Consider the following 19,059-nt stretch of genomic DNA (forward strand, 5'->3'; position numbering starts at 1 on the left):
TTATACCGAACGCTCGTTATAAAAACGGGCGTCCGGGGGCGGAGCCCCTGGTTCGTTACAGAATGGCCGCCCGAAGAGAGAAATACGACCGCCGCCAGCGCGAGGTCGTCAGCATCGCCGCCGCGCTGTTCGCGCGCCGCGGCTTCCAGGCGACGTCGATGGACGAGCTCAGCGAGGCGACCGGGCTCCGGAGCGGCGGGCTGTACCACTACATCGGCTCCAAGCGGGCGCTGCTGCTGCAGATCTTCAGCGAGCTCATGGACCCGCTGCTCGAGCAGGCGGCGGCCATCGACAGCGGCACGCCCGAGCAGCAGCTGCGCGAGCTGGTGCGCGTCTGGGTGCGGCACATCGAGGCCCACCTCGACCACATGGCGGTGTTCGCCCAGGAGCGCCACGCGATCGAGCGCGAGCCCGAGTGGGAGGCCGTGCGCGCGAGCCGCGACGCCTTCGAGGCGATCCTCGCGAGCAAGCTGCGCGCGAACGGCATCACCGACCGCCTGCAGCACTTCGCGCTGCTCGGCATGGTCAACCACACGGCCACGTGGGTGAATCCGAACGGCCGCCTGAGCGCCGACCAGATCGCCGACGGCTACTGCGACATGATCCTGAAGTGATCAGCGCCGCTGTTTTCGGTTCGCGGGCGCGCACGTCGACGACGTCCCTGACGTCGCTCGACCTCAGTCGCTGATGTCCCAGTAGTCGCTGTCGAGGGGCTCGGCGAGCACCTCCACGACGCCCTTCCACTGCTTGTGGCTGAGCGTCACCTGGGTCGGCGCCTCGTGCTCGAACCCGAACCCGATCTGCACCTCGGGACGACGCAGCCGGCTGCGGGGCGCGAGCTTGGCGATCTGCGCCCTCCAGCCGTCGTCGTCCTCCCACGTGACCGGCTCGTCGAGCGCCGCGAGCGTCGCGAGGTCCCACTCCGGGGCCCAGACCGAGATCGTGTCGTCGTCGGTCTCGATCGAGAGCAGCAGGTCGCTCGTGTGGTTGGTGATGACGAAGTCGCCGCCGTCACCGGTCCAGCGGACCTCCGGCAACTCCTCGTCGTTCTCGTCGTCCTCATCGTCCTCGCCGGGCAACGGCTCCTCGGGCGGCTGCGCGGCGGCCACCTCCGCCCAGAACTCCCCGCGGGCGGGCTGCAGCAGCGCGTGGACGGCCTCGATCCAGTGCTCGCGGTCCAGCAGCACGGACGGCGCGTCGTCGAGGCTGCCGTCGTCGCCTTCGGGGCGGATCGAGATGCGGACCGCGGCGTTGCCGAGCCCGAACGCCGCCCGGGCGCGGTTGCCGTGCTCGTCTTCCCATTCGAGGGGCTCGTGCAGCCCCAGCTCCGGCCCCTCCCATCCCCAGTCGGCCCAGATCGAGTACCAGCCGCCGTCGGGCTTGGGCTCGATGCCGATCAGCAGGCGCCCGCCGCTGTTGGAGATCGTGAAGTCGCCGTCGGGATGGCTCCACCGGATGGTGTCCATGCGCTGAACGTTTGCAGACGGCGGCTGACCAGCGTCGCCCTCCAGCCGGCGTTCACCACCCGCACGCGGTACTCGCCGCGCGCGAACCGCGTGTCGCAGGTGGCGCGCTCGAGCTGGCCCAGCACGTGGACACGCGGACCGGCCGCGTGACGACGCCCGCCGCGCCGCGGTGCGGTGCCTGGCGGCACTGCACCGCGGCGTCGCCTCGGGCGGTGACCCGTGTGTCGAAGACCGAGGTCGAGGCGTGACCGGTGGACGGCGCGGCGCCCGCCGCGATCAGCGCGAGGAACGCGGCGAGTCACGGCCGCTCAGTCCCCGTGAATGTCACTTGATAAACACGCCGTCAAGCGGTGCATCGACCTCGCCCGCTTCGGGTCCGTTCGAAGTAGGGTTGTGTGAACATGGCCGACACCGCCCAACGCTCATCCGCCGCCGAGGAGCGATCGCTCGGCGGCCTCGCGCTCGCCGCCGCCGACCGCCATTCGGGGGACGCGATGCGCGCCCCGGGCCGGCCCGCCATCACCTACGCCGAGTTCGGCCGCGCGATCCGTGAGATCGCCGGCGGCCTCGCGGCGCTCGGCGTCGAGCCCGGGGATCCAGTGGCGATCCTGTGCGGCACGATCCCGGAGTGGACGCTCGCCGACTTCGGCGCGTTCTGCGCCGGCGCGGTCGTCGTGCCCGTCTACCACACGAACTCGCCCGAGGAGTGCGAGTACGTCCTCCAGCACAGCGGCGCGAAGGTCGTGCTGCTCGAGGACGCCGAGCAGGCGGCGAAGGTCGCCGCCGTGCGCCCGAACCTGCCCGAGCTCGAGCACGTCGTCGTCCTCACCGGCGAGGCGCCGGACGCCATCACGCTGGCCGACCTGCGCGGGCGCGGCGTCGAGAACGGCGAGCAGGTCGCGCGTGAGCGCACGGAAGCGATCACGCCCGACGACACGGCGACGATCGTCTACACGAGCGGCACCACCGGCCCGCCGAAGGGCTGCGTGCTCTCGCACGGCAACCTCCTCTACACGGCCGGCGCGTACATCGAGCGGCTCGAGCTGCGGGACAAGCCGTCGATTATGTTCCAGTACCTGCCGCTCGCCCACGTGCTCGCGCGCATGGTCTCGTTCGTCACGATCGAGGTCGGCGGCACGCTCGCGTTCTGGGGCGGGGACACCAAGAACCTCGCCGCCGACATCGCCGAGGCCCAGCCGACGCACATCCCGACCGTCCCGCGGCTGCTCGAGAAGATCATGACCCGCGTGATCAGCACGGCCGAAGGCGCCGGCGGCGCGAAGGCCGCGATCTTCAAGCGTGCGCTGTCCACGGGCGAGAAGGTGGCCAAGGCCCAGCGCGAAGGCGGCTCGGTCAACCCGCTGATCAAGATCCAGGCCGCGCTCGGCCACAAGCTCGCGCTGTCGAAGGTCAAGAACGCGCTCGGGCCCAACGATCCGGTGCTGATCACGGGCGCCGCGCCGATCGGCGCGGAGGTGATCGAGTTCTTCTACGCCTGCGGCGTGCCCGTGCTCGAGGGCTACGGCATGACGGAGACGTGCGCGGCGGCGACGCTCAACACGCTGTCGGAGATTCAGGTCGGCTCGGTCGGGCGCCCGCTTCCCGGCACGGAGGTCTCGCTCGGCGACGACGGCGAGATCCTCATGCGCGGCCCGCACGTCTTCAAGGGCTACCACCGCAACCAGGAGGCCACCGACGCCATCATCGACGACGACGGCTGGCTGCACTCGGGCGACCTGGGTGAGATCATCGACGGCTACGTCCGCATCACGGGCCGCAAGAAGGACCTGATCATCACCTCCTCGGGCAAGAACGTCTCGCCGGAGATGCTCGAGTCCGCGCTGCGCGAGACGCGCTGGATCTCGCAGGCGATCGCGGCCGGCGACCGCCGCTCCTACCTCGTCGCGCTCGTGACCATCGACCCTGACGAGGCGCCCAAGCTCGCCGCGGAGCTCGGCGTGCCCGCCGACCCCGAGTCGATGGCGACCGACGAGAAGGTGCGCGAGCGCATCTGGGAGGACATCGACACCGTCAATCAGCGCTTCGCCAGGATCGAGCAGATCAAGCGGTTCGCGATCCTCCCGCACGACCTCTCGCAGGAGACGGGCGAGCTGACGCCGACGCTGAAGGTCAAGCGCTCGGTCGTGTACGAGAAGTACGCCGGGGACGTGGACGCGCTCTACGAGGGCACGCCTAGCGAGTGAGCAGCCCGAGCTGGCCGGCGCGGTTGGCGGCCTCGGTCCGCGTCCGGCAGCCGAGCTTGGCCAGGACGTTGCGGACGTGCATGTCGACGGTGCGCGGGCTCAGGAACAGCTCGCGTGCGATCTCCCGGTTCGTCCGGCCGAGCGCGACGAGCCGGGTGATCTCGACCTCGCGGCGGGTCAGCCCGGCGGACGCATGCTGGGCGGCGGCGCGCGGCCCGAGCCGGCGCTCCAAGGGCTCGCCCAGCCGCTCGAACGCCTGCGCGGCGGCGGTTGCGAGCGGCTTGGCCTGCAGGCGCTTGGCCGCGCGGTAGCTCTCCTCCAGCCGCTGCAGCGCCGCTTCCCGCCGGTCGCTCCGCGCGAGCGCGACGCCGGCGCGCAGTGCGATCTGCGCGCGCTCGAACGGGATCTCGAGGTCGGCGTGCAGGTCCAGCGCGCGCGTGAGCTTGTCGGCGGCCTGCTGCGTGTCGCCTTCGGCGAGGGCGATCTCCCCCAGCGCGTGCGCGAGCGCGGCCAGCGCGTCGGCGTGAGCGGTCTCGGCGGCGATCGTCGACAGGGCGGCGGCCGCGGCGCGGGCCCGCGGCAGGTCGCCGTGGCGGGCCAGCAGCTCCGCGGCGGTGCGCAGACCCCAGACGGCGTAGTGGTGGTCTTCGGTGCGCTCCCAGCGCTCCAGCACCGCGAGCGCGTGCTCGACGGCGGCGGACGGGTCCTGCGCGTCCAGGTAGGCGAGCGCGGCGACGCTGTCGACGCCCATCGAGACGACGTCGAGGCGCGCGGCCGTGGCGCGGCAGCGGAGCAGGAGCGGACGGGCGTGGCGGGTGTCGCCGCGGAACGCGAGGATCGAGCCGAGGATGCCGTCCGCGACGAGCGCGTCGTCAGCGCGCGCCCGGCCCGCGCCGAGCTCCTTGCACAGCGCCGCGGCCTGATCCCAGTCGCCGAGCTCGCGCAGCACGTACGCCATGCAGCTCAGGCACGTGTGTTCCTGCCCGCGCTCGCCGGTCGCCTCGCACAGGCCGACCGCCGTCGTCAGCGCCTCCCGCGCGCCGCCGTAGTCTGCGGCGCTCTCCATCGCGGTGGCGAGCCGCTGGTAGAGCTCGGCCGCCTCGGCGGTGAGCTCGTGCGCAAGCGCGAGCGCCAGGCCGGCCCGGATCGTCTCGACGCCCTCGCCGTACCGCCCGCGCTTGGCCTGCGCGACCCCTTCGAGCCCGAACGCCCGCGCCCGCAGGTCGCTGCGGTCGGCCGCGAGCGCGTCGGCGGCCGCGGCGCGTGCGAGTTCGACCGCCTCCTGATGGCGCCCCGCGCTCTGCGCGTACGCGGCGAGCCCGAGCCGCTCACCGGCCGCCTCGGCGCGGCGCCCGCCGAGATCGAAGGCGGCGACCGCGTCGCGGCGCGCGACCAGCGCACGTTCCCGATCGCCCTGCAGCTCATAGAGCCCGGCCAGCCGCCGCGCGGTGACGCCGCGCTCGGCTCCGTGGCGCAGCGCGGCGGCCTCCCGCAGCGCGCGGGTCGCCTCGGCGAGGTCGCCGGCGAGCTCGGCGGAACGGGCGTAGACGTCGAGCGCGGCGAGTCGCTCGCCGGAGCGGACGCCCTCCGGCCACAACTCGAGCGCCTGCAGCGCCGCGGCGGCGGCGTCACGGTGCGCGTGCACGCGCGCGAGGTCGTGGGCCGCCGCCAGGAAGGCGTCGAGCGCGCGAGCGCGGTCGCCGGCGGCCAGGCGGTGGGCGGCGATCGTGGCGTGCGACGCGCCGCCGAACTCGAGCGCGTCGGCGAAGCCGGCGTGCAGGTCGCGGCGGCGGCGCCACGGGATGTCCTCGTAGATCGCGCCGCGGACGAGCGCGTGGCGGAACGCGGCGCGGCCGGGACGGATCTCGACGATCAGCCCTGCCTCGAGCAGCTCGTCCAGCGCGGGCGCCAGGTCGAGCCGGAACTCCGGTCCGACGACCGCGGCGGCTTCGGCGGCGGCGCGGCCCGCGCCGGACAGGCCCATCGTGCGCAGCAGCACGGCGTCGCGGATGGTCTCGGGGATCGGGACGTCCGCGTCGTGCTCGAGCTCCAGGCCGTCCGGGCCGGCGCGCAGCCGCTCCCCGGCCTGCAGGCCGGCGGCGAGCTCCTGGACGAAGAACGGGATGCCCTGGGTGCGGTCGTACAGCGCTTCGGCGAGCGCCGGGGCGGGCGGCGATCCGAGCGTCCGCGCGGCCAGCTCCCGCGTGCCCGCGGCGTCGAGCGGCCGCACGACGAGCTCGCGGAGCGCTCGCGCCCGGCGCAGATCGGCGCGCAGGCGCCGCAGCGGGGCGCGGACCTCGTCGGTGCGATACGCACCCACGACGAGCAGCGCCTGTTCCCGCAGCGGCACGGCGAGCGCGGCCAGCAGGTCGAGGGTCGCGCCGTCCGACCACTGCAGGTCGTCGAGCAGGACGACGGCCGGAGCGACCGCCACGAGCGCGCCATGGACGGCCTCGAAGAGCGTGGCCCGGTCGCCGCTCGGGTCCGGCTCGCCGAGCTCGGGCAGCAGCAGCGCCAGATGCGGGCGCAGCCGGCCACAGGCGTCGAGCGCGGCCGGGTCCTCGCGCAGGCGTGACCGCAGCGCCGCGACCACCGGCCCGTAGGGCGCCGCGGCCGGCGCGTGGGCGGCGCCGCGCAGCAGCGGCAGGCCGGCGAACGCGGTCTCGGCCAGATGGCTCTTGCCCACGCCCGCCTCACCGGCCAGCAGCACGAGCGCGCCGCGCCCCGCCAGCGCGTCGGCGGCCGCGTCCGCGAGCCACGCGGTCTCCTGTCGGCGGCCGATGAGCGCCGGGGCCGTCACGGCGCGAGTCTAAAGCACCTTAAGGGGTCTGACCACTTAGGTGGTGGCGGGGACCGGATCGGGCGTCGACGATCGGCGGCCACCTGAGGGGTCTGACCCTTCAGGTGGTCGCGGGGACCGGATCCGGGTTGACGATCACGGTGTCGGCGACGAGGGTGATCTCGTCGGCGGGCATGCCGGTGCGCTCGGCCTGCTCGCGGACCTTCTCGGCACTGGTGCCCTCGTAGAGGCAGACCGTGCCGAGCTTGCCAGACTCCTCCTGCACGACGTAGGTGCGGATCCAGCGGACGTCGTCGGACATCTCGGCCCCGACCTCGGCGGATCGGGCGGCGGTCTGCTGAAGCTCCTCGGGCGTACCCCAGAAGTCACGGCGGCGGATGGCGTAGAGGTTCATGGCGCCAACGATCTCCGACACGCGCCGTCACAGCATCCGCGCGACTGCCGTAGTTGCGCGCGGCCTATGCCGTATTCGCGGCGGCCTCTACCGCGGCCTTACCGCCACATGGCCGCCGGACCCGAGCAAGCTGGCCATGCACCCGGCCCGTCCCTTCTTCGCCGCGCATCTCCAGAGCGCTGCTGCCGGCGATCGTCGCGCCGGAGGAGCTCGCGCGCGCGAACGGGCGCTTCGGCGCCGTCCGCGAGATCGGTCAGCTCGCCGGGCCCGCGGCCGCGGCCGGCCTGCTGCTGGTGGCCGACCCGTCCACGCTGCTGGCGTTCAACGCGCTCACGTTCGCGCTGTCCGCGCTGCTGCTCACCCGCCTGCGCGGGAAGCTGAACCCGCCCGCGCCCGCGGAGGACGAGCGAACCACGTCCCTGCGTCCAAGGGAGGTGAGGGCATGGGCCGCAAGTGGTAGTTGAGCGTGCGCGCGCCCGAAAGTTCCCGGGCACGCCACAAAGTTCCCGACCGCTCCGGAAACCGGACGCGTGGCCGATTTCTTCGGAGGTATGGGCTTCCCGCGCCTTGACCCCCGCGCCGCGCTTCCCGCCGCCGGCGCCGTGCTCGCCACTTACTGGGTGGCGCTGGTGGTCGGCGTGGACACGCTCCTGCTCACGCACTGGGCGTCCCTGGCGCTGCTGACGGTGCCGACGGTCGCGGTCGTGACCCGCGCGGTCCTGGTTGGCCAGGACCGGGTCGCTTGGACCGTCCTCTCGGTTGGCATGACGCTCTGGACGCTCGGCTTTGTCGTCCAGGTCATCGGCGACATGCACGGCGTCGTCCCGGACTTCCCGAGCATCTCCGACGGCTTCTGGTTGGGCTCGTACCCGTTCGCGTTCACCACCTTCGCGATCTTCGCCTGGCCGTGGCTGCGCCGCGCGCCCAAGGCGCTCACGCTCGAGACGCTCGCGGTCGGGTTCGGGTTGACCGCACTGGTCACGGCGGCGGTCGTCCCGCTGATGACGGCGAACGCCGGTGGGCTGAGCACGCTCGCGCGGATCGTCAACCTCACATACCCCGTCGCGGACTGCGCGCTGCTCTCGGTCGCGCTGATCGGCGCCGCGGTCGCCGGCCGGCGCGGCGGGCGCACCTGGATGCTGCTCGCGCTCGGCGCGCTCGCCCTCACCAGCGCGGACGCCGTGTGGGCGCTGCAGGCCTACGCCGGGACGTGGGAGCCGGTCATGCCGTCCAACGCGCTATATCCGCTCTGGCCGAGCTTCGTCGCCGTGGCCGCCTGGCTGCCGGCCAAGCCGCGCCGCGCGCGCGGCCGTGGCGGCCTCGGCACGCACGCCGCGGCGCTCGTCGCCGCCGTCGCGTCGGTCGCGCTGCTGGTCGCGAACGAGTGGCTGTCGATCCCCGCCGTCTCGGTCGTGCTGGCCGCGCTCACGCTGCTGGTGGCCGTCCACGGCACGGGCCGCGCGTTCGCCACCGGGCTGCGCGCCTCGCTCGCCGCCGCCCGTGACCGCGAGCTGGTCGAAGACGTCCGCGAGGCAATGCGCAATGGCGAGCTCGACCTCTACTTCCAGCCGCTGGTGGACGTCGCCGACGGTCACGTCCACGGCGCGGAGGCGCTGTTGCGCTGGCGCCGTCCCGACGGCGTCTTCGTCCCGCCGGACGCGTTCCTGCCCGCGGTCGAGCGCAGCGACCTGATGGGCCCGCTGACCGACTGGGTTCTCGACCGCGCGCTCGCGGCGGCCGCCGGCTGGCACCGCTCGGGGCACACGCTGGGCGTCAGCGTCAACCTCGCGACCGGCAACCTGTCGGAGGCCGACCTGCCCGGCCGCGTGCTCGCGGCGCTGCGCCGCAACGAGTTCCCGGCGGCCAAGCTCACGCTCGAGATCACCGAGACCGCAGCGGTCGAGGACAACGCGCTCACCGCGCACGTGCTGACGGCGCTGCGCGAGCTCGGGGCCGAGCTCGCCGTCGACGACTTCGGCACGGGCCACTCCTCGCTCGTGCGTCTGTCGGAGTTCCCGATCTCCGAGCTCAAGGTCGACCGCTCGTTCGTGGCCGACATGCACGACGCCGACCGGCCGATCGTCGCGACCTCGATCCAGCTCGCGCGCATGCTCGGCCTGCGCGTCGTGGCCGAGGGCGTCGAGGACCAGCGCACGCTGGACGCGCTGGCCGCCCTCGGCTGCGACCTGGCGCAGGGCTACTTCGTCTCGCGGCCGCTGCCGGCCCTTGAGTTCGCGGGCTGGCTCAACCACCCCGTGCTCGTTCCTTAACCGCCGAGGGCCGCCCCGACGGGACGGCCCTCGAACCGCACTTCGCTGCGACTACGGGTTCGTCGTGCTCAACGTGAACGTCAGCGTCTTGCTGTACGTGCCCGTGCGGAGCGCGTCGTTGGCGCCGATCGCCTGCTTGAAGGTGATCGTCGGCTTGTCGTTGGACACCGGGCCGGTGTAGGTCTTCACGGTGCCGAGGCCCTGGAGGGGCTGCGGCAGCACGAAGGAGCCGTTGACCAGATGCCCCTTGTTGGTCGTGCTCGGGTCGGTGACCGAGAGGGTCGCGTCGCCGGCGGTGGAGGTCACGGTCGGCGTCGTGGTCGCCGTGTACTCCTGCGCCACGCCCGGGACGAACGGCGCGAACGACGCCGCCGTGCCCATCTCGAGCGACAGCGTCGCCCCGACGGAACCGCCCACGGTGCCCGTCGTCTCGGCCGTCACGGTGTAGTTGACGGTCTTGGTCGACGTATTGCCGGCCTTGTCGGTCGCGGTCACCGTGTACGACGCCGGCCCGAAGGTCGACGTGTTGAGGTTGGTCACGCTCGCGATGCAGGACTCGACGCCCGAGTCGGCGTCCGTGCACGTGAACTGCGGCGCTTGCGTGGAGCCCTGCTTGTAACCCTTGCCCTCATCGGTCGACGTGATCGTCGGGCCCTGGAGGTCCTGGGCGACGCCGCCGATCTGCGTCTGCGGGTTCGACAGGTCCGGCGTGCGGACCCGGCGCATCGAGTCGTGGTCGAGGTTCCAGATCAACAGACCGCGACGGATGTCGGACTCGTAGATGCGGCCGTTGTAGTAGTGCGTGGACCAGTTGCCGGACGTCGGCCAGGTGTTGGTCGCCTCAGGCGTGTACTCGCTCGGGTCGGCGTACGCGATCTGCTGCGGGGCCTGCACGTTCGTGAAGTCGAACACCGAGATGCCCATCTCGTAGTTGCCCGAGACCGCGTAGTAGCCCTTGTACGTCGGCACGACGTTGAAGTTGTGCCACGTGCAGTTCTCGGTCGCGGACTGCGGGCGCGGCTGGACGAACGTGCCCAGCGTCTCGCCGTTGGCCGAGTTCAGGAAGAACAGCGAGCGGTCGACGACGCTGTCCGTCGCCTCGCACGCGGCGCCGGTGCCGCCGCCCGGCTCATGGCCGAAGATCAGCACCTTGCCGTCGTAGGTGAACGAGCCGGAGTGGCCGATGCCGACGCCGGTGATGACCTTCGTCCACGCCACGGTCGGGTTCGCCACGCCGCCCGGGCTCTCGACCGTGCCGGCCGCGTCCGGGGCCTTGCTCATGTCGAACTTGTACATCGTCAGGCCGTTGCCGCCGGCGCACATCGCGTAGCCGATGCTCGAGCCGTCGACGCCCATCAGCACGTTGTTGTCGTGGCAGGACTGGCCGTTGCCGGTCGTCGGGTTCCGGCCGCGCTCGTTGTACGCGTGGTTGACGAACTTCGCGTCCATCAGGTCGTTCTGGTTGATGCGGACGATGTCGATGCCCGGGCACGCAGCGCCCGAGCCGCCGACGTACAGCCACAGGACGCCACGCGCGTCATCCGGCACGCCCGTCGCGGTGTGGGCGCCGCAGCCGATCGCCGGCGCGCCCTCCTCGTTGCCGGTGGCCGCCATCCGAACCTGACGCCTGAACTGCGGGTTCTTCGGGTCCGAGATGTCCCAGATGTGGATGCCCTCGAAGCCGGCGCCGACCGCGCGGCCCTCGCACGTCGCGTTCGCGTTCGCGTTCGTGGAGTTCGGGGAGTCCCACGTGCGCACGAGGATGTTGCCGTGCACGACCACGTCGCCCTGGCCGGACGTGTGGCGGCAGTTTTCGGTGTTCCACACCTGCTCGGGCTTGGTGGGATCGGTGATGTCGATCACGCGGAACCCGCTCCAGTGGCCCTGGAACGCGTAGTTGCCCTTGAAGGCGATGTCCGAGTTGATGTCCGGGAGGCTCGTCATGGGGTGCCGCGGGGGCACGCGCGCCGAGTAGCCCAGCGGCGTCAGGTTCTCGCTCTTGGCGTAGGTCGCCGTCTCGGCGACCGGGTCGCCCGGCGCGACGGCGCTGCGCGCCTTGGCCGCGCTCAGCGACTCCGTGATCGGTGCGCAGTCGGCGTCGTTGCTCTGCGGCGGGATCGAGCCGGCCCAGGCCGTCCCGGTGTTGTTCGCCGTCAGGAAGGTGGCGTTGGACAGCGTCCACGCTTCCGTGCACGGGTGCGCGAGCGCGGACGACGGGGCCAGCGCCCCTACCGCGAGCGTCGCGCCTACTCCCGCTAAACCGGCGAGGCTCCTCTTCAAACGCATTGCACCCCTCTCGTCAAGCGGTCCCCTCATGGACCATGCGAGAAAGCTATCCGCGTTATGAGCGTGAGATGAAGGAGCGGGGCGTGGAGGTTTCTCCACGCCCCGCTCACATCGTTACGGCGTGGTGGTGCTCAGGTTGAACGTGAGCGTCTTGCCGTAGGTGCCGGCCTGCAGCGCGTCGTTGTTGGCGGAGATCGCCTGCTTGAAGTGCAGGTTGGCCGAGCGGTTCGCCACCGGCGTCGCGTAGGACAGGATCGGCGTCGGGTTGCTCGCGCCACCGACGTTGCCGCCCGCGAGGGCGGTCGCGCCGTTGCTGCCGCTGGTAGTGAGGAAGACCTGCAGCGGCGAGGACAGCGCGCGCGTGCCGTTCATCAGACGGCCGGTGGCCGTCGTCGCGGCGTCATAGATGCTCAGCGTCATGTCGGACCCCGTCGAGGTGATCGTCGCGTTGACGTTCGCCTCGTAGGTCTTGGTGAGACCCGGCGTGAGCGGGCCGAACAGCACCGAGCCCGGCAGCGACAGGCTCATGATCGACTCGACCGTGCCGCCGTTGACCTGCACGGGGACGTCGATGCTGTTGACCTTGTAGGCCACCGACTTGGTGAAGATGTTGCCCGACTTGTCGGTGGCCGTGACGGTGAACGTCTTGGTCCCGAGCTTGGTGTCGATCGCGGCGCCGTCGTCGACGGTGCCGACGCAGGACTCGATGCCCGTCGCGTCCGCGCAGTCGAAGTCGGCCATCATCGCCGTGCCGGCCTTGTAGGCGGCGCCCTCGCCCGGGGTGCGGACGTTGATCGTCGGCATCTCCGCGTCAGGCGCGTACGAACCGATCTGCGTCTGCGGGTTCGACTGGGCGAACGTGTTGAACTGCTTCAGGTGCGCGTTGGCCTGCGTGGCCGTGGCGTCGCTGCCCAGGTTGAGCTGCCAGGACAGGACACCGCGCTTGATGTCGGACTGGTAGATCGTCCCGTTGTGCCAGTAGGTCGACCAGTCGCCGCCGAGGATGATCTCGGTGGTGGGTGGCGTGGTCTGCAGGACCGGCGGGTCGGCGTAGGCGAGCTCCTTCGGGGCGGCCGGGTTCGAGAAGTCGAACACGGAGATGCCGGACTGGTAGGAGCCGACGGTCGCGTAGTAACCGGCCTTGGTCGGCACGACGTTGAAGTTGTGCCAGGTGCAGTTCTCACGCGAGCCCTGCGGGCGCGGGTGCAGCATCTCGCCCGTCGTCTTGCCCGTGAGCGGATCCAGGAAGTACAGGGTGCGCTCGACCGGCAGGCTCGTGGCCTGGCAGCGCGCCGCCGAGCCGCCGCCCGGCTCGTGGCCGTAGATCAGGTGCTTGCCGTCGTAGGTGAACGAGCCGGAGTGGCCCGTCGTGACACCCGGCATCTGCTGCGTCCAGAGCTGGATCGGCTTCTCGACCGAGCCCTCCTCCTCGACCGGCTTGGTGAGGTCGAACTTGAACATGGCGAGGCCGTTGCCGCCCGCGCACATGGCGTAGGAGGTCGTGGTGCCGCCGACGTTCAGGAGCACGTTGTTGTCGTGGCAGGAGTTGTTGCCCACGCGCTCGACGCCCGTCTTGGCGTCGATGCCCTCGTTGGAGGCGCGACCGATGATGTCGATCTGCTTCGGGTCCGAGATCTTGATCTTGAAGATGTCGATGCCCTCGCAGCTGCCGCTCGAGCCACCGTTGTAGATGTAGAGCGCGTCACGCGTCGGATCCGGAACGGCCGTCGCGGTGTGCGAGCCGCAGCCCTGGTTGCGCAGCACGCTGCCCTCGGGCATGCCGGTCCCCGCGAAGCGCAGCGAGCGAACGTACTCCGGCTTGGTCGGATCCTTGATGTTGAAGACGTGGATGCCCTCGAAGTTCGCGCCCACGGCCTCGCCGCCGCACATCGGGTTCGAGTGGTTCGGCGAGTCCCACGAGCGGACCAGGATGTCGCCGTAGACGACGACGTCGCCCTGGCCGACGGGGCAGCCGTCGTAGTTGACGAGCTCGACCGGGTTCTTCTTGTCGGTGAAGTCGAGGATGCGGAAGCCCGCGTACGTGCCGGCGATGACCAGGTTGTCCTTGAACGCCAGATCCGAGTTGTAGACACCGGCGCTGGTACCGGTGTACGGGACGTCGCGGCGGCTGTAGCCGAGCGGCGACAGGTTCTTGATGGCCCAGTTGGAGACGATCGGCCCGGGATCCTCGCCCACCGCCGACGTCGCGACGGCCGAGGTCTCATACAGGTAGGAGTTCAGGTCCTCGGCGCACTCGTGGTCGAGGTTCTCGAACGCCGGCAGCGCCCCGGCCCAGTTCCCGCCGGTGTGGAGCGAAAGCGACTTGCCCATGGCCGCTTCGGTCTCGGAAATACACGGATGCGCCATCGCTGCCGACGGCGCCAGAGCACCGACCAACAGCATCGCGCCTACCCCCGCCGCGCTGGCGAGGCCCCTCTTAAAACGCATTGCACCCCTCTCGTAACGGTCCCCTCATGGACCCTCCTCGGGACGCTATACGGGTTATGAGGTCTTAAAGAAGCGGGCGAGCGTGGACTTCCCTCAACATCCCGCCCGCCATACTCCGCGCGAGATGACCCGATCTGACGGCGCTACCACACCCGACGACCACGTGATCGTGCTGTTCGGCGCGCTCGGCGACCTCTCTCGCCGCAAGCTGCTGCCGGGCCTGTTCCACCTCGACCGCGCCGGGTTGATGCCGGAGCGCTACCGGATCATCGGGACCTCGCGCAAGGGCGGGTCCGTGGAGGACTTCCGCAAGGTCGCGCAGACGGCGATCGGCAAGGCCGCGACCGGCGAGGTGTGGGACCGCTTCTCCTCCCGCCTAGCTTTCAGCGCCTTCAACGCGGACGATCCGAAGCCGCTCGTGGAGGCGGTCGCCGAAGCCGAGAAGGACCTCGACGAGCCGCGCCGGCTGCACTACCTGTCGGTGCCCCCGGGCGCGTTCGGCGCCACGGTCAAGGCGCTCGGCGACGCCGGCCTCGATACGCGCGCGCGGGTCGTGCTCGAGAAGCCGTTCGGCGTCGACCTGGACACCGCGGTCGAGCTCAACGGGCTCGTGCACTCCGTCTTTCCCGAGCACCGGGTGTTCCGGATCGACCACTTCCTCGGCCGCGAGGCCGTGCAGAACCTGCTGGCGCTGCGGTTCGCGAACGGGATGTTCGAGCCGATCTGGAACCGCGACCACATCGACCACGTGCAGATCGACGTGCCGGAGACGCTGTCGATCGAGGACCGGGCCGGGTTCTACGAGGGCACCGGTGCGTACCGGGACATGGTGGTCACCCACCTCTTCCACGTGCTGGGCTTCGTCGCGATGGAGCCGCCGACCGCGCTGGACGGCCGCTCGATCATCGAGGAGAGCGGCAAGGTGTTCCGCTCGATGCGGCCGATCGATCCCGCCAGCGTGATCCGCGGGCAGTACGCCGGCTACCGCGACGCGGAGGGCGTGGACCCGAACTCGCAGACCGAGACGTTCATCGCCATGCGGGCGGAGATCGACAACTGGCGCTGGACGGGCGTGCCGTTCTTCCTGCGCACCGGCAAGTCGATGGGCGAGTCCAAGCGGCTGATCACGATCGCGTTCCGCGAGCCGCCGCGCAAGATGTTCCGCGACGTGAAGGCGTTCGTGGAGGACTACGGGCCCGACCACATCTCGTTCGACTTCGGCGACCCGGGCGGCATCACGACCTCGTTCCTGGCCAAGGTCCCGGGCCCGCGCATGCGGCTCGGCCAGGCGCAGATGAAGTTCTCCTACGAGGGCTCCTTCAACACGGCCGGGCTCGAGGCTTACGAGCGCCTGCTCTACGACGCCATGCTCGGCGACCGCACGCTGTTCACCGACTCGGACGGCATCGAGGACCTGTGGGCGGCGTCCTCGGCGCTGCTCGAGGACCCGCCGCCGCTGCACCGCTACGCGCCGGGCAGCTACGGCCCGCAGAAGATGCACGAGCTGATCGCGCCGCGGCGCTGGTGGCTGCCCGTCACCTGACGTCCGGCTCGACAGGCAAGTAGCGACTTGCCTATAGTGGGCGCATCACGGACGTCTTCCATGCGCTGTCCGCGCCGGCCCGCCGGGCGATCCTCGACGCGCTGACCGATCGCGACGGTCAGACGCTGTTCGAGCTGTGCTCGCGGCTGGTCGCGGACGGGCACAGCATGTCCCGCCAGGCCGTCTCCCAGCACCTCGACGTGCTCGAGCGGGCCGGCCTGGTCAAGACGCGCAGGGACGGCCGGTTCAAGTTCCACCACCTCGACACCGCACCGCTGGACGAGATCGTCCGGCGCTGGAAGGAGCCGCCCCGATGAGGATCGCCGTCACGAGCATCTTTGTGGACGACCAGGAGAAGGCGCTGGCGTTCTACACCGAGACGCTGGGCTTCGTGAAGAAGACCGAGTTCCCGGCCGGCGAGTTCCGCTGGCTGACCGTCGTGTCGTCCGAGGCGCCGGACGGCGTTCAGCTCTCGCTCGAGCCGGACGAGCACCCGGCGGCGAAGACGTTCAAGACCGCGTTGCTCGAGGACGGCATCCCGTACCTGAGCTTCGCGGTCGACGACGTGCACGCCGAGCACGAACGGCTGTCCGCGCTCGGCGTCACCTTCACCCAGCCCCCGACCGAGATGGGTCCCGTCACGACCGCCGTCCTGGACGACACGTGCGGGAACCTCATCCAGATCGCGAGCCTGCCTACGGGTTAGTGGTACTCAGGGTGAACGTCAGGGTCTTGCTGTAGGTGCCGGTGCGCAGCGCGTCGTTGGCCTTGATCGCCTGCTTGAAGGTGATCGTCGGCTTCGCGTTGCTCACCGGGGCGTCGTAGGTCAGCACGTTGGTCGGCGCGGCGGCGCCGCCGACGTTCGCGAAGGCCGGACCGCCCGTGGCCATCACCTGCAGCGGCTCGGGCAGCGCGAACGCGCCGTTGACGAGCTTGCCGGTGTGGGTCGAGCTCGGGTCGGCCACCGACAGCGTGGCGTTCCCGGCGGTGGAGATGACGTTGGTGTTCACCGACGCCTCGTAGTCCTCCGCCACGCCCGGGACGAACGGGTCGAACGTGGCCGTGCCGGCGAGCGACAGCGAGAGCGTGGCCGGGACGGTGCCGCCGACGGTGCCGCCCTCCCCGATGTTGATCGTCTCGGAGCGGTAGCTGTTCGCCGTCGCCGGGTTGTTCGGGTCATAGCCGGCCGGCTCGACGTTGCCCGCCGCGTCGACCGAGAACCACTTGAACGTCGTGGTCTTGTCCACCCACAGCTCCTCGCCCGGCTCGCGGAACTCGGTTTGCTTGTAGCGGGTGGACTGCAGGGTCGGCGCCGTGCCGTCGGTCGTGTAGTAGATGGTCGCGGGCTCGTTGGTGTCGAACCGGACCGCGGTGGGCGAGTCGAACTGCCGCGCGCTCGGCGTGAGCGTGGACGTCGCCGGCGCCTTGTCCCGGCCCCAGTCGGCGGCGACGCGGAACATCTCCATGATGCCGTTCGCGTACTCGAGCGTCTCGCCGTGCCCGCTGATCAGCGGTGAATCCGGCCATGGCGGCTGGAACGAGCCGTCGACGAAGCGCTTGGTGTTCGGGTCGTACACCGAGCCGCCGACCTCCCAGCCGAACGAGAAGATCCCGTAGTTGAAGTACATGTCCTCGCGGACGTTGCCGGCCGAGGAGTACAGGACGTCGGAGGAGCCGCCGACGTCCTCGGTCTGCACGACGGTCTGCCGCGGCGTAGCGCGCACGTGCGACAGGATCCGCTCCGCCGACTGCCAGTAGAACGACTCGTGCCCGAGCGGCGGGCGCGGCGTGGTGATGCGCCCCTCGGCGATGTAGGCGCCTGGTTGCCAGAACAGCTGACCGCCGTTGGAGTGCACCGACATCATGAACTTGATGTTGCGGTATTGCTCGACGAGCCAGACCGAGTTCTTGCTCTCGGGCTCGGACAGCTCGGCCGGGCCCATGTAGTTGCCGCTGGTGCAGCTGTCCGACGCGCCGTCGTAGCCGTCGAAGCCCGACCCGACGCGGTAGTTGCGGTTGAGGTCGACGCCCCAGGCGTTGCGGTTGCCCGGGTCGGCCGCGGCGTCCGGGCAGTGGTTGGTCATGTTCTTGCGCTGGGACGCGAAGTTGTAGAACGAGTAGTTCGCGCCGTCCGGGTTGTTGACCGGGATCAGGAAGATGTCGGTGTTGTCGATGATGTCGCGCGTGGCGGGGTCGGTCGCGTAGTTGCGCACGAGCCGCTCGGCCGCCTCCAGCGTGATCGTCATCGGCACCCACTCACGGGCGTGGTCGGACGCCTGGATCAGCACGCCCGGCTTGGAGCCGTCGCGGTGCTTGCCGATCCGCAGCGCGCGGATGGTGTACGGGCCGCGCGGGACCTCGCCCGCGGGCGCACCGTTGCGCTTCTGGCTCAGGAAGTCGGTGAGGACGATCGGGACCGTCGTCGCCGGCACGATCCCCGTGCCCTCGTTGGCGCGGTACGGGTGGGCCCGGTCGATCAGGCCCTGCGAGCCCGCCTCGATCGCGTCCGCGACCTGCTTCGCCGTGCTCGCAAGCGCGCCGCCTGAGTCCTTCGCGAGGTGCACCTTGACGGCCTTGCCCTCGACGGTCACCGACAGCGGCAGGTTCGCCCCGGGCCGCTCGACCATCTCGACCGAGATGCCGTTGCCACCCTCGTGGCCCCAGGCCGCCGAGCTCACGACGACCGTGGACTGCGCGGGCGTCATGGGGTTGGTGGGCGCCGGGCCGATCGTGGCCTGCGCCTTGCGCTGGTAGCCGTTGGTCTGGTTGGGCATCCGCACGATCTCGGCGATCTCCGGGTACTGCTGCGCCATCTCCTCGAAGCGCGCGTACAGCTGCTGCGGGTGCTTATAGCCGTCGACGAAGTCGTACTTGTAGCCCGGCGCGGCGGTGAGCGGCGTGACCTCGTCGAGCCAGTCCGAGACCTTCCCGACGGCCTGGCCGTCGGTGACCGTCGTGCCGCCCGGACCGGGCAGCGTCGCGGTCACGCGGATCTGGTCCGGGCGCTTGTCCACGGGAATCCGGTTGCGGTGGAACATGTACTCGCCGGAGTCCATGAAGCGGTTCATGGCGCGCGGCGTCGCGAACGCGGTTCCCGGCCCGCTGTCGCTCTCGAGCGTCATCGTCACGAGCGGTTGCGGATTCTCGGGATCCCCGCCGGGCAGGTTCTCCTTGCCCTTGGTGGTCCGCGCCTCGACGTACAGGAAGCCCTGACCCTTGGTCGAGAAGTAGTCCGCGCGCACGATCCGCACGGTCGGCGCGGCCGGGCGCGGCAACGCGTCCGCCGCGACGATCCGGGCCTTGGAGAGACCCCACTGGAACTCCTCGCCGGGTTCGAGGATCTCGCCGCCCATCGCGAGCAGCTCGAGCTCCTGCGCCTTGCTCAGGTGCATCTTGGCCTCGATGCCGTCGGGCACCCGCTCGAGCCCGTGATCGAGATCGAAGCCTCGCTCCTGGGCCTCGGCCAGCATCGCGGCGCCGGTGAGCTTCACCCGCACCGTCCCGTCGTCGGTGCCGCTGGCGAACGCCGGAGCGCTCGCGGTCAACACGCCCGCCGACACCGCGGCAAGCACCAGCAAACGGCCACGCGTACGCGCCATGTACTGCCCCCCATCCCTCTGTAGCCCCCAGTGCGCGAGCCCGCTCCCC

At 70.9% G+C, this 19,059-nt stretch carries 13 protein-coding genes; 7 read left to right on the plus strand and 6 right to left on the minus strand.

Features of this window, described 5'->3' with window-relative positions; translation table 11 throughout:
• Positions 1-62: 62 nt before the first annotated feature.
• Complete coding sequence (locus OJ962_RS01565; RefSeq protein ID WP_202953101.1) at positions 63-614, plus strand: TetR/AcrR family transcriptional regulator; 552 nt, start codon at positions 63-65, stop codon at positions 612-614.
• A gap of 63 nt (positions 615-677) precedes the next feature.
• Here OJ962_RS01565 and OJ962_RS01570 read toward each other — a convergent pair whose 3' ends face one another.
• Positions 678-1,466, minus strand: a complete 789-nt coding sequence (locus OJ962_RS01570) for a hypothetical protein (RefSeq protein WP_202953102.1) — start codon at positions 1,464-1,466, stop codon at positions 678-680.
• Positions 1,467-1,867: 401 nt separating this feature from the next.
• Between OJ962_RS01570 and OJ962_RS01575 the strand changes: the two genes are divergently transcribed.
• Positions 1,868-3,670 carry an AMP-dependent synthetase/ligase gene (locus OJ962_RS01575; protein ID WP_202953104.1) on the plus strand — a complete coding sequence of 601 codons (1,803 nt, stop codon included), beginning with the start codon at positions 1,868-1,870 and terminating at the stop codon, positions 3,668-3,670.
• Here OJ962_RS01575 and OJ962_RS01580 read toward each other — a convergent pair.
• Positions 3,660-6,470 (minus strand): helix-turn-helix transcriptional regulator, encoded by a 2,811-nt coding sequence (locus OJ962_RS01580; RefSeq protein ID WP_202953105.1) that lies wholly within the window; start codon positions 6,468-6,470, stop codon positions 3,660-3,662. The genes OJ962_RS01575 and OJ962_RS01580 overlap by 11 nt on opposite strands.
• Positions 6,471-6,570: 100 nt before the next feature.
• Positions 6,571-6,885, minus strand: coding sequence for a DUF4242 domain-containing protein (locus tag OJ962_RS01585; RefSeq protein ID WP_202953106.1), 315 nt, complete (start codon positions 6,883-6,885; stop codon positions 6,571-6,573).
• Positions 6,886-6,917: 32 nt separating this feature from the next.
• Between OJ962_RS01585 and OJ962_RS01590 the strand changes: the two genes are divergently transcribed.
• Both OJ962_RS01590 and OJ962_RS01595 read left to right on the plus strand, forming a co-directional pair.
• On the plus strand, positions 6,918-7,328 hold the full coding sequence (locus OJ962_RS01590) for an MFS transporter (protein WP_202953107.1): 411 nt from the start codon (positions 6,918-6,920) through the stop codon (positions 7,326-7,328).
• A gap of 87 nt (positions 7,329-7,415) precedes the next feature.
• Positions 7,416-9,134, plus strand: coding sequence for an EAL domain-containing protein (locus OJ962_RS01595; protein WP_202953108.1), 1,719 nt, complete (start codon positions 7,416-7,418; stop codon positions 9,132-9,134).
• Positions 9,135-9,185: 51 nt separating this feature from the next.
• On the opposite strand, the gene OJ962_RS01600 is transcribed toward OJ962_RS01595, so the two are convergent.
• Both OJ962_RS01600 and OJ962_RS01605 read right to left on the minus strand, forming a co-directional pair.
• On the minus strand, positions 9,186-11,414 hold the full coding sequence (locus tag OJ962_RS01600; protein WP_202953109.1) for an LVIVD repeat-containing protein: 2,229 nt from the start codon (positions 11,412-11,414) through the stop codon (positions 9,186-9,188).
• Positions 11,415-11,534: 120 nt separating this feature from the next.
• Complete coding sequence (locus OJ962_RS01605) at positions 11,535-13,751, minus strand: LVIVD repeat-containing protein (protein ID WP_202953110.1); 2,217 nt, start codon at positions 13,749-13,751, stop codon at positions 11,535-11,537.
• A gap of 241 nt (positions 13,752-13,992) precedes the next feature.
• Here OJ962_RS01605 and zwf point away from each other — a divergent pair, with 241 nt between their 5' ends.
• From zwf to OJ962_RS01620, 3 genes are read left to right on the plus strand one after another with little or no spacing between them, the layout of a single operon-like run.
• Positions 13,993-15,411 carry a glucose-6-phosphate dehydrogenase gene (gene zwf / locus OJ962_RS01610; RefSeq protein ID WP_202953111.1) on the plus strand — a complete coding sequence of 473 codons (1,419 nt, stop codon included), beginning with the start codon at positions 13,993-13,995 and terminating at the stop codon, positions 15,409-15,411.
• Positions 15,412-15,455: 44 nt separating this feature from the next.
• Complete coding sequence (locus OJ962_RS01615) at positions 15,456-15,728, plus strand: ArsR/SmtB family transcription factor (RefSeq protein WP_202953377.1); 273 nt, start codon at positions 15,456-15,458, stop codon at positions 15,726-15,728.
• Positions 15,725-16,117: a VOC family protein gene (locus tag OJ962_RS01620; protein ID WP_202953112.1), complete on the plus strand. Its 393-nt coding sequence runs from the start codon at positions 15,725-15,727 to the stop codon at positions 16,115-16,117. The genes OJ962_RS01615 and OJ962_RS01620 overlap by 4 nt, the downstream gene beginning before the upstream one ends.
• Here OJ962_RS01620 and OJ962_RS01625 read toward each other — a convergent pair.
• On the minus strand, positions 16,107-18,983 hold the full coding sequence (locus OJ962_RS01625) for a M14 family metallopeptidase (protein ID WP_270006150.1): 2,877 nt from the start codon (positions 18,981-18,983) through the stop codon (positions 16,107-16,109). The genes OJ962_RS01620 and OJ962_RS01625 overlap by 11 nt on opposite strands.
• Between the last annotated feature and the right edge of the window lie 76 nt (positions 18,984-19,059).

This window comes from Solirubrobacter deserti (assembly GCF_027587175.1).
GTDB lineage: Bacteria > Actinomycetota > Thermoleophilia > Solirubrobacterales > Solirubrobacteraceae > Solirubrobacter > Solirubrobacter deserti.

What these genes read in the sequence shown, in the direction of transcription:
- OJ962_RS01565 (WP_202953101.1), top strand. Translation starts at nt 63, where the DNA reads ATGGCCGCCCGAAGAGAGAAATACGACCGCCGCCAGCGCGAGGTCGTC.
- OJ962_RS01570 (WP_202953102.1), bottom strand. Translation starts at nt 1,466, where the DNA reads ATGGACACCATCCGGTGGAGCCATCCCGACGGCGACTTCACGATCTCC.
- OJ962_RS01575 (WP_202953104.1), top strand. Translation starts at nt 1,868, where the DNA reads ATGGCCGACACCGCCCAACGCTCATCCGCCGCCGAGGAGCGATCGCTC.
- OJ962_RS01595 (WP_202953108.1), top strand. Translation starts at nt 7,416, where the DNA reads ATGGGCTTCCCGCGCCTTGACCCCCGCGCCGCGCTTCCCGCCGCCGGC.
- OJ962_RS01605 (WP_202953110.1), bottom strand. Translation starts at nt 13,751, where the DNA reads ATGGGCAAGTCGCTTTCGCTCCACACCGGCGGGAACTGGGCCGGGGCG.
- zwf (WP_202953111.1), top strand. Translation starts at nt 13,993, where the DNA reads ATGACCCGATCTGACGGCGCTACCACACCCGACGACCACGTGATCGTG.
- OJ962_RS01620 (WP_202953112.1), top strand. Translation starts at nt 15,725, where the DNA reads ATGAGGATCGCCGTCACGAGCATCTTTGTGGACGACCAGGAGAAGGCG.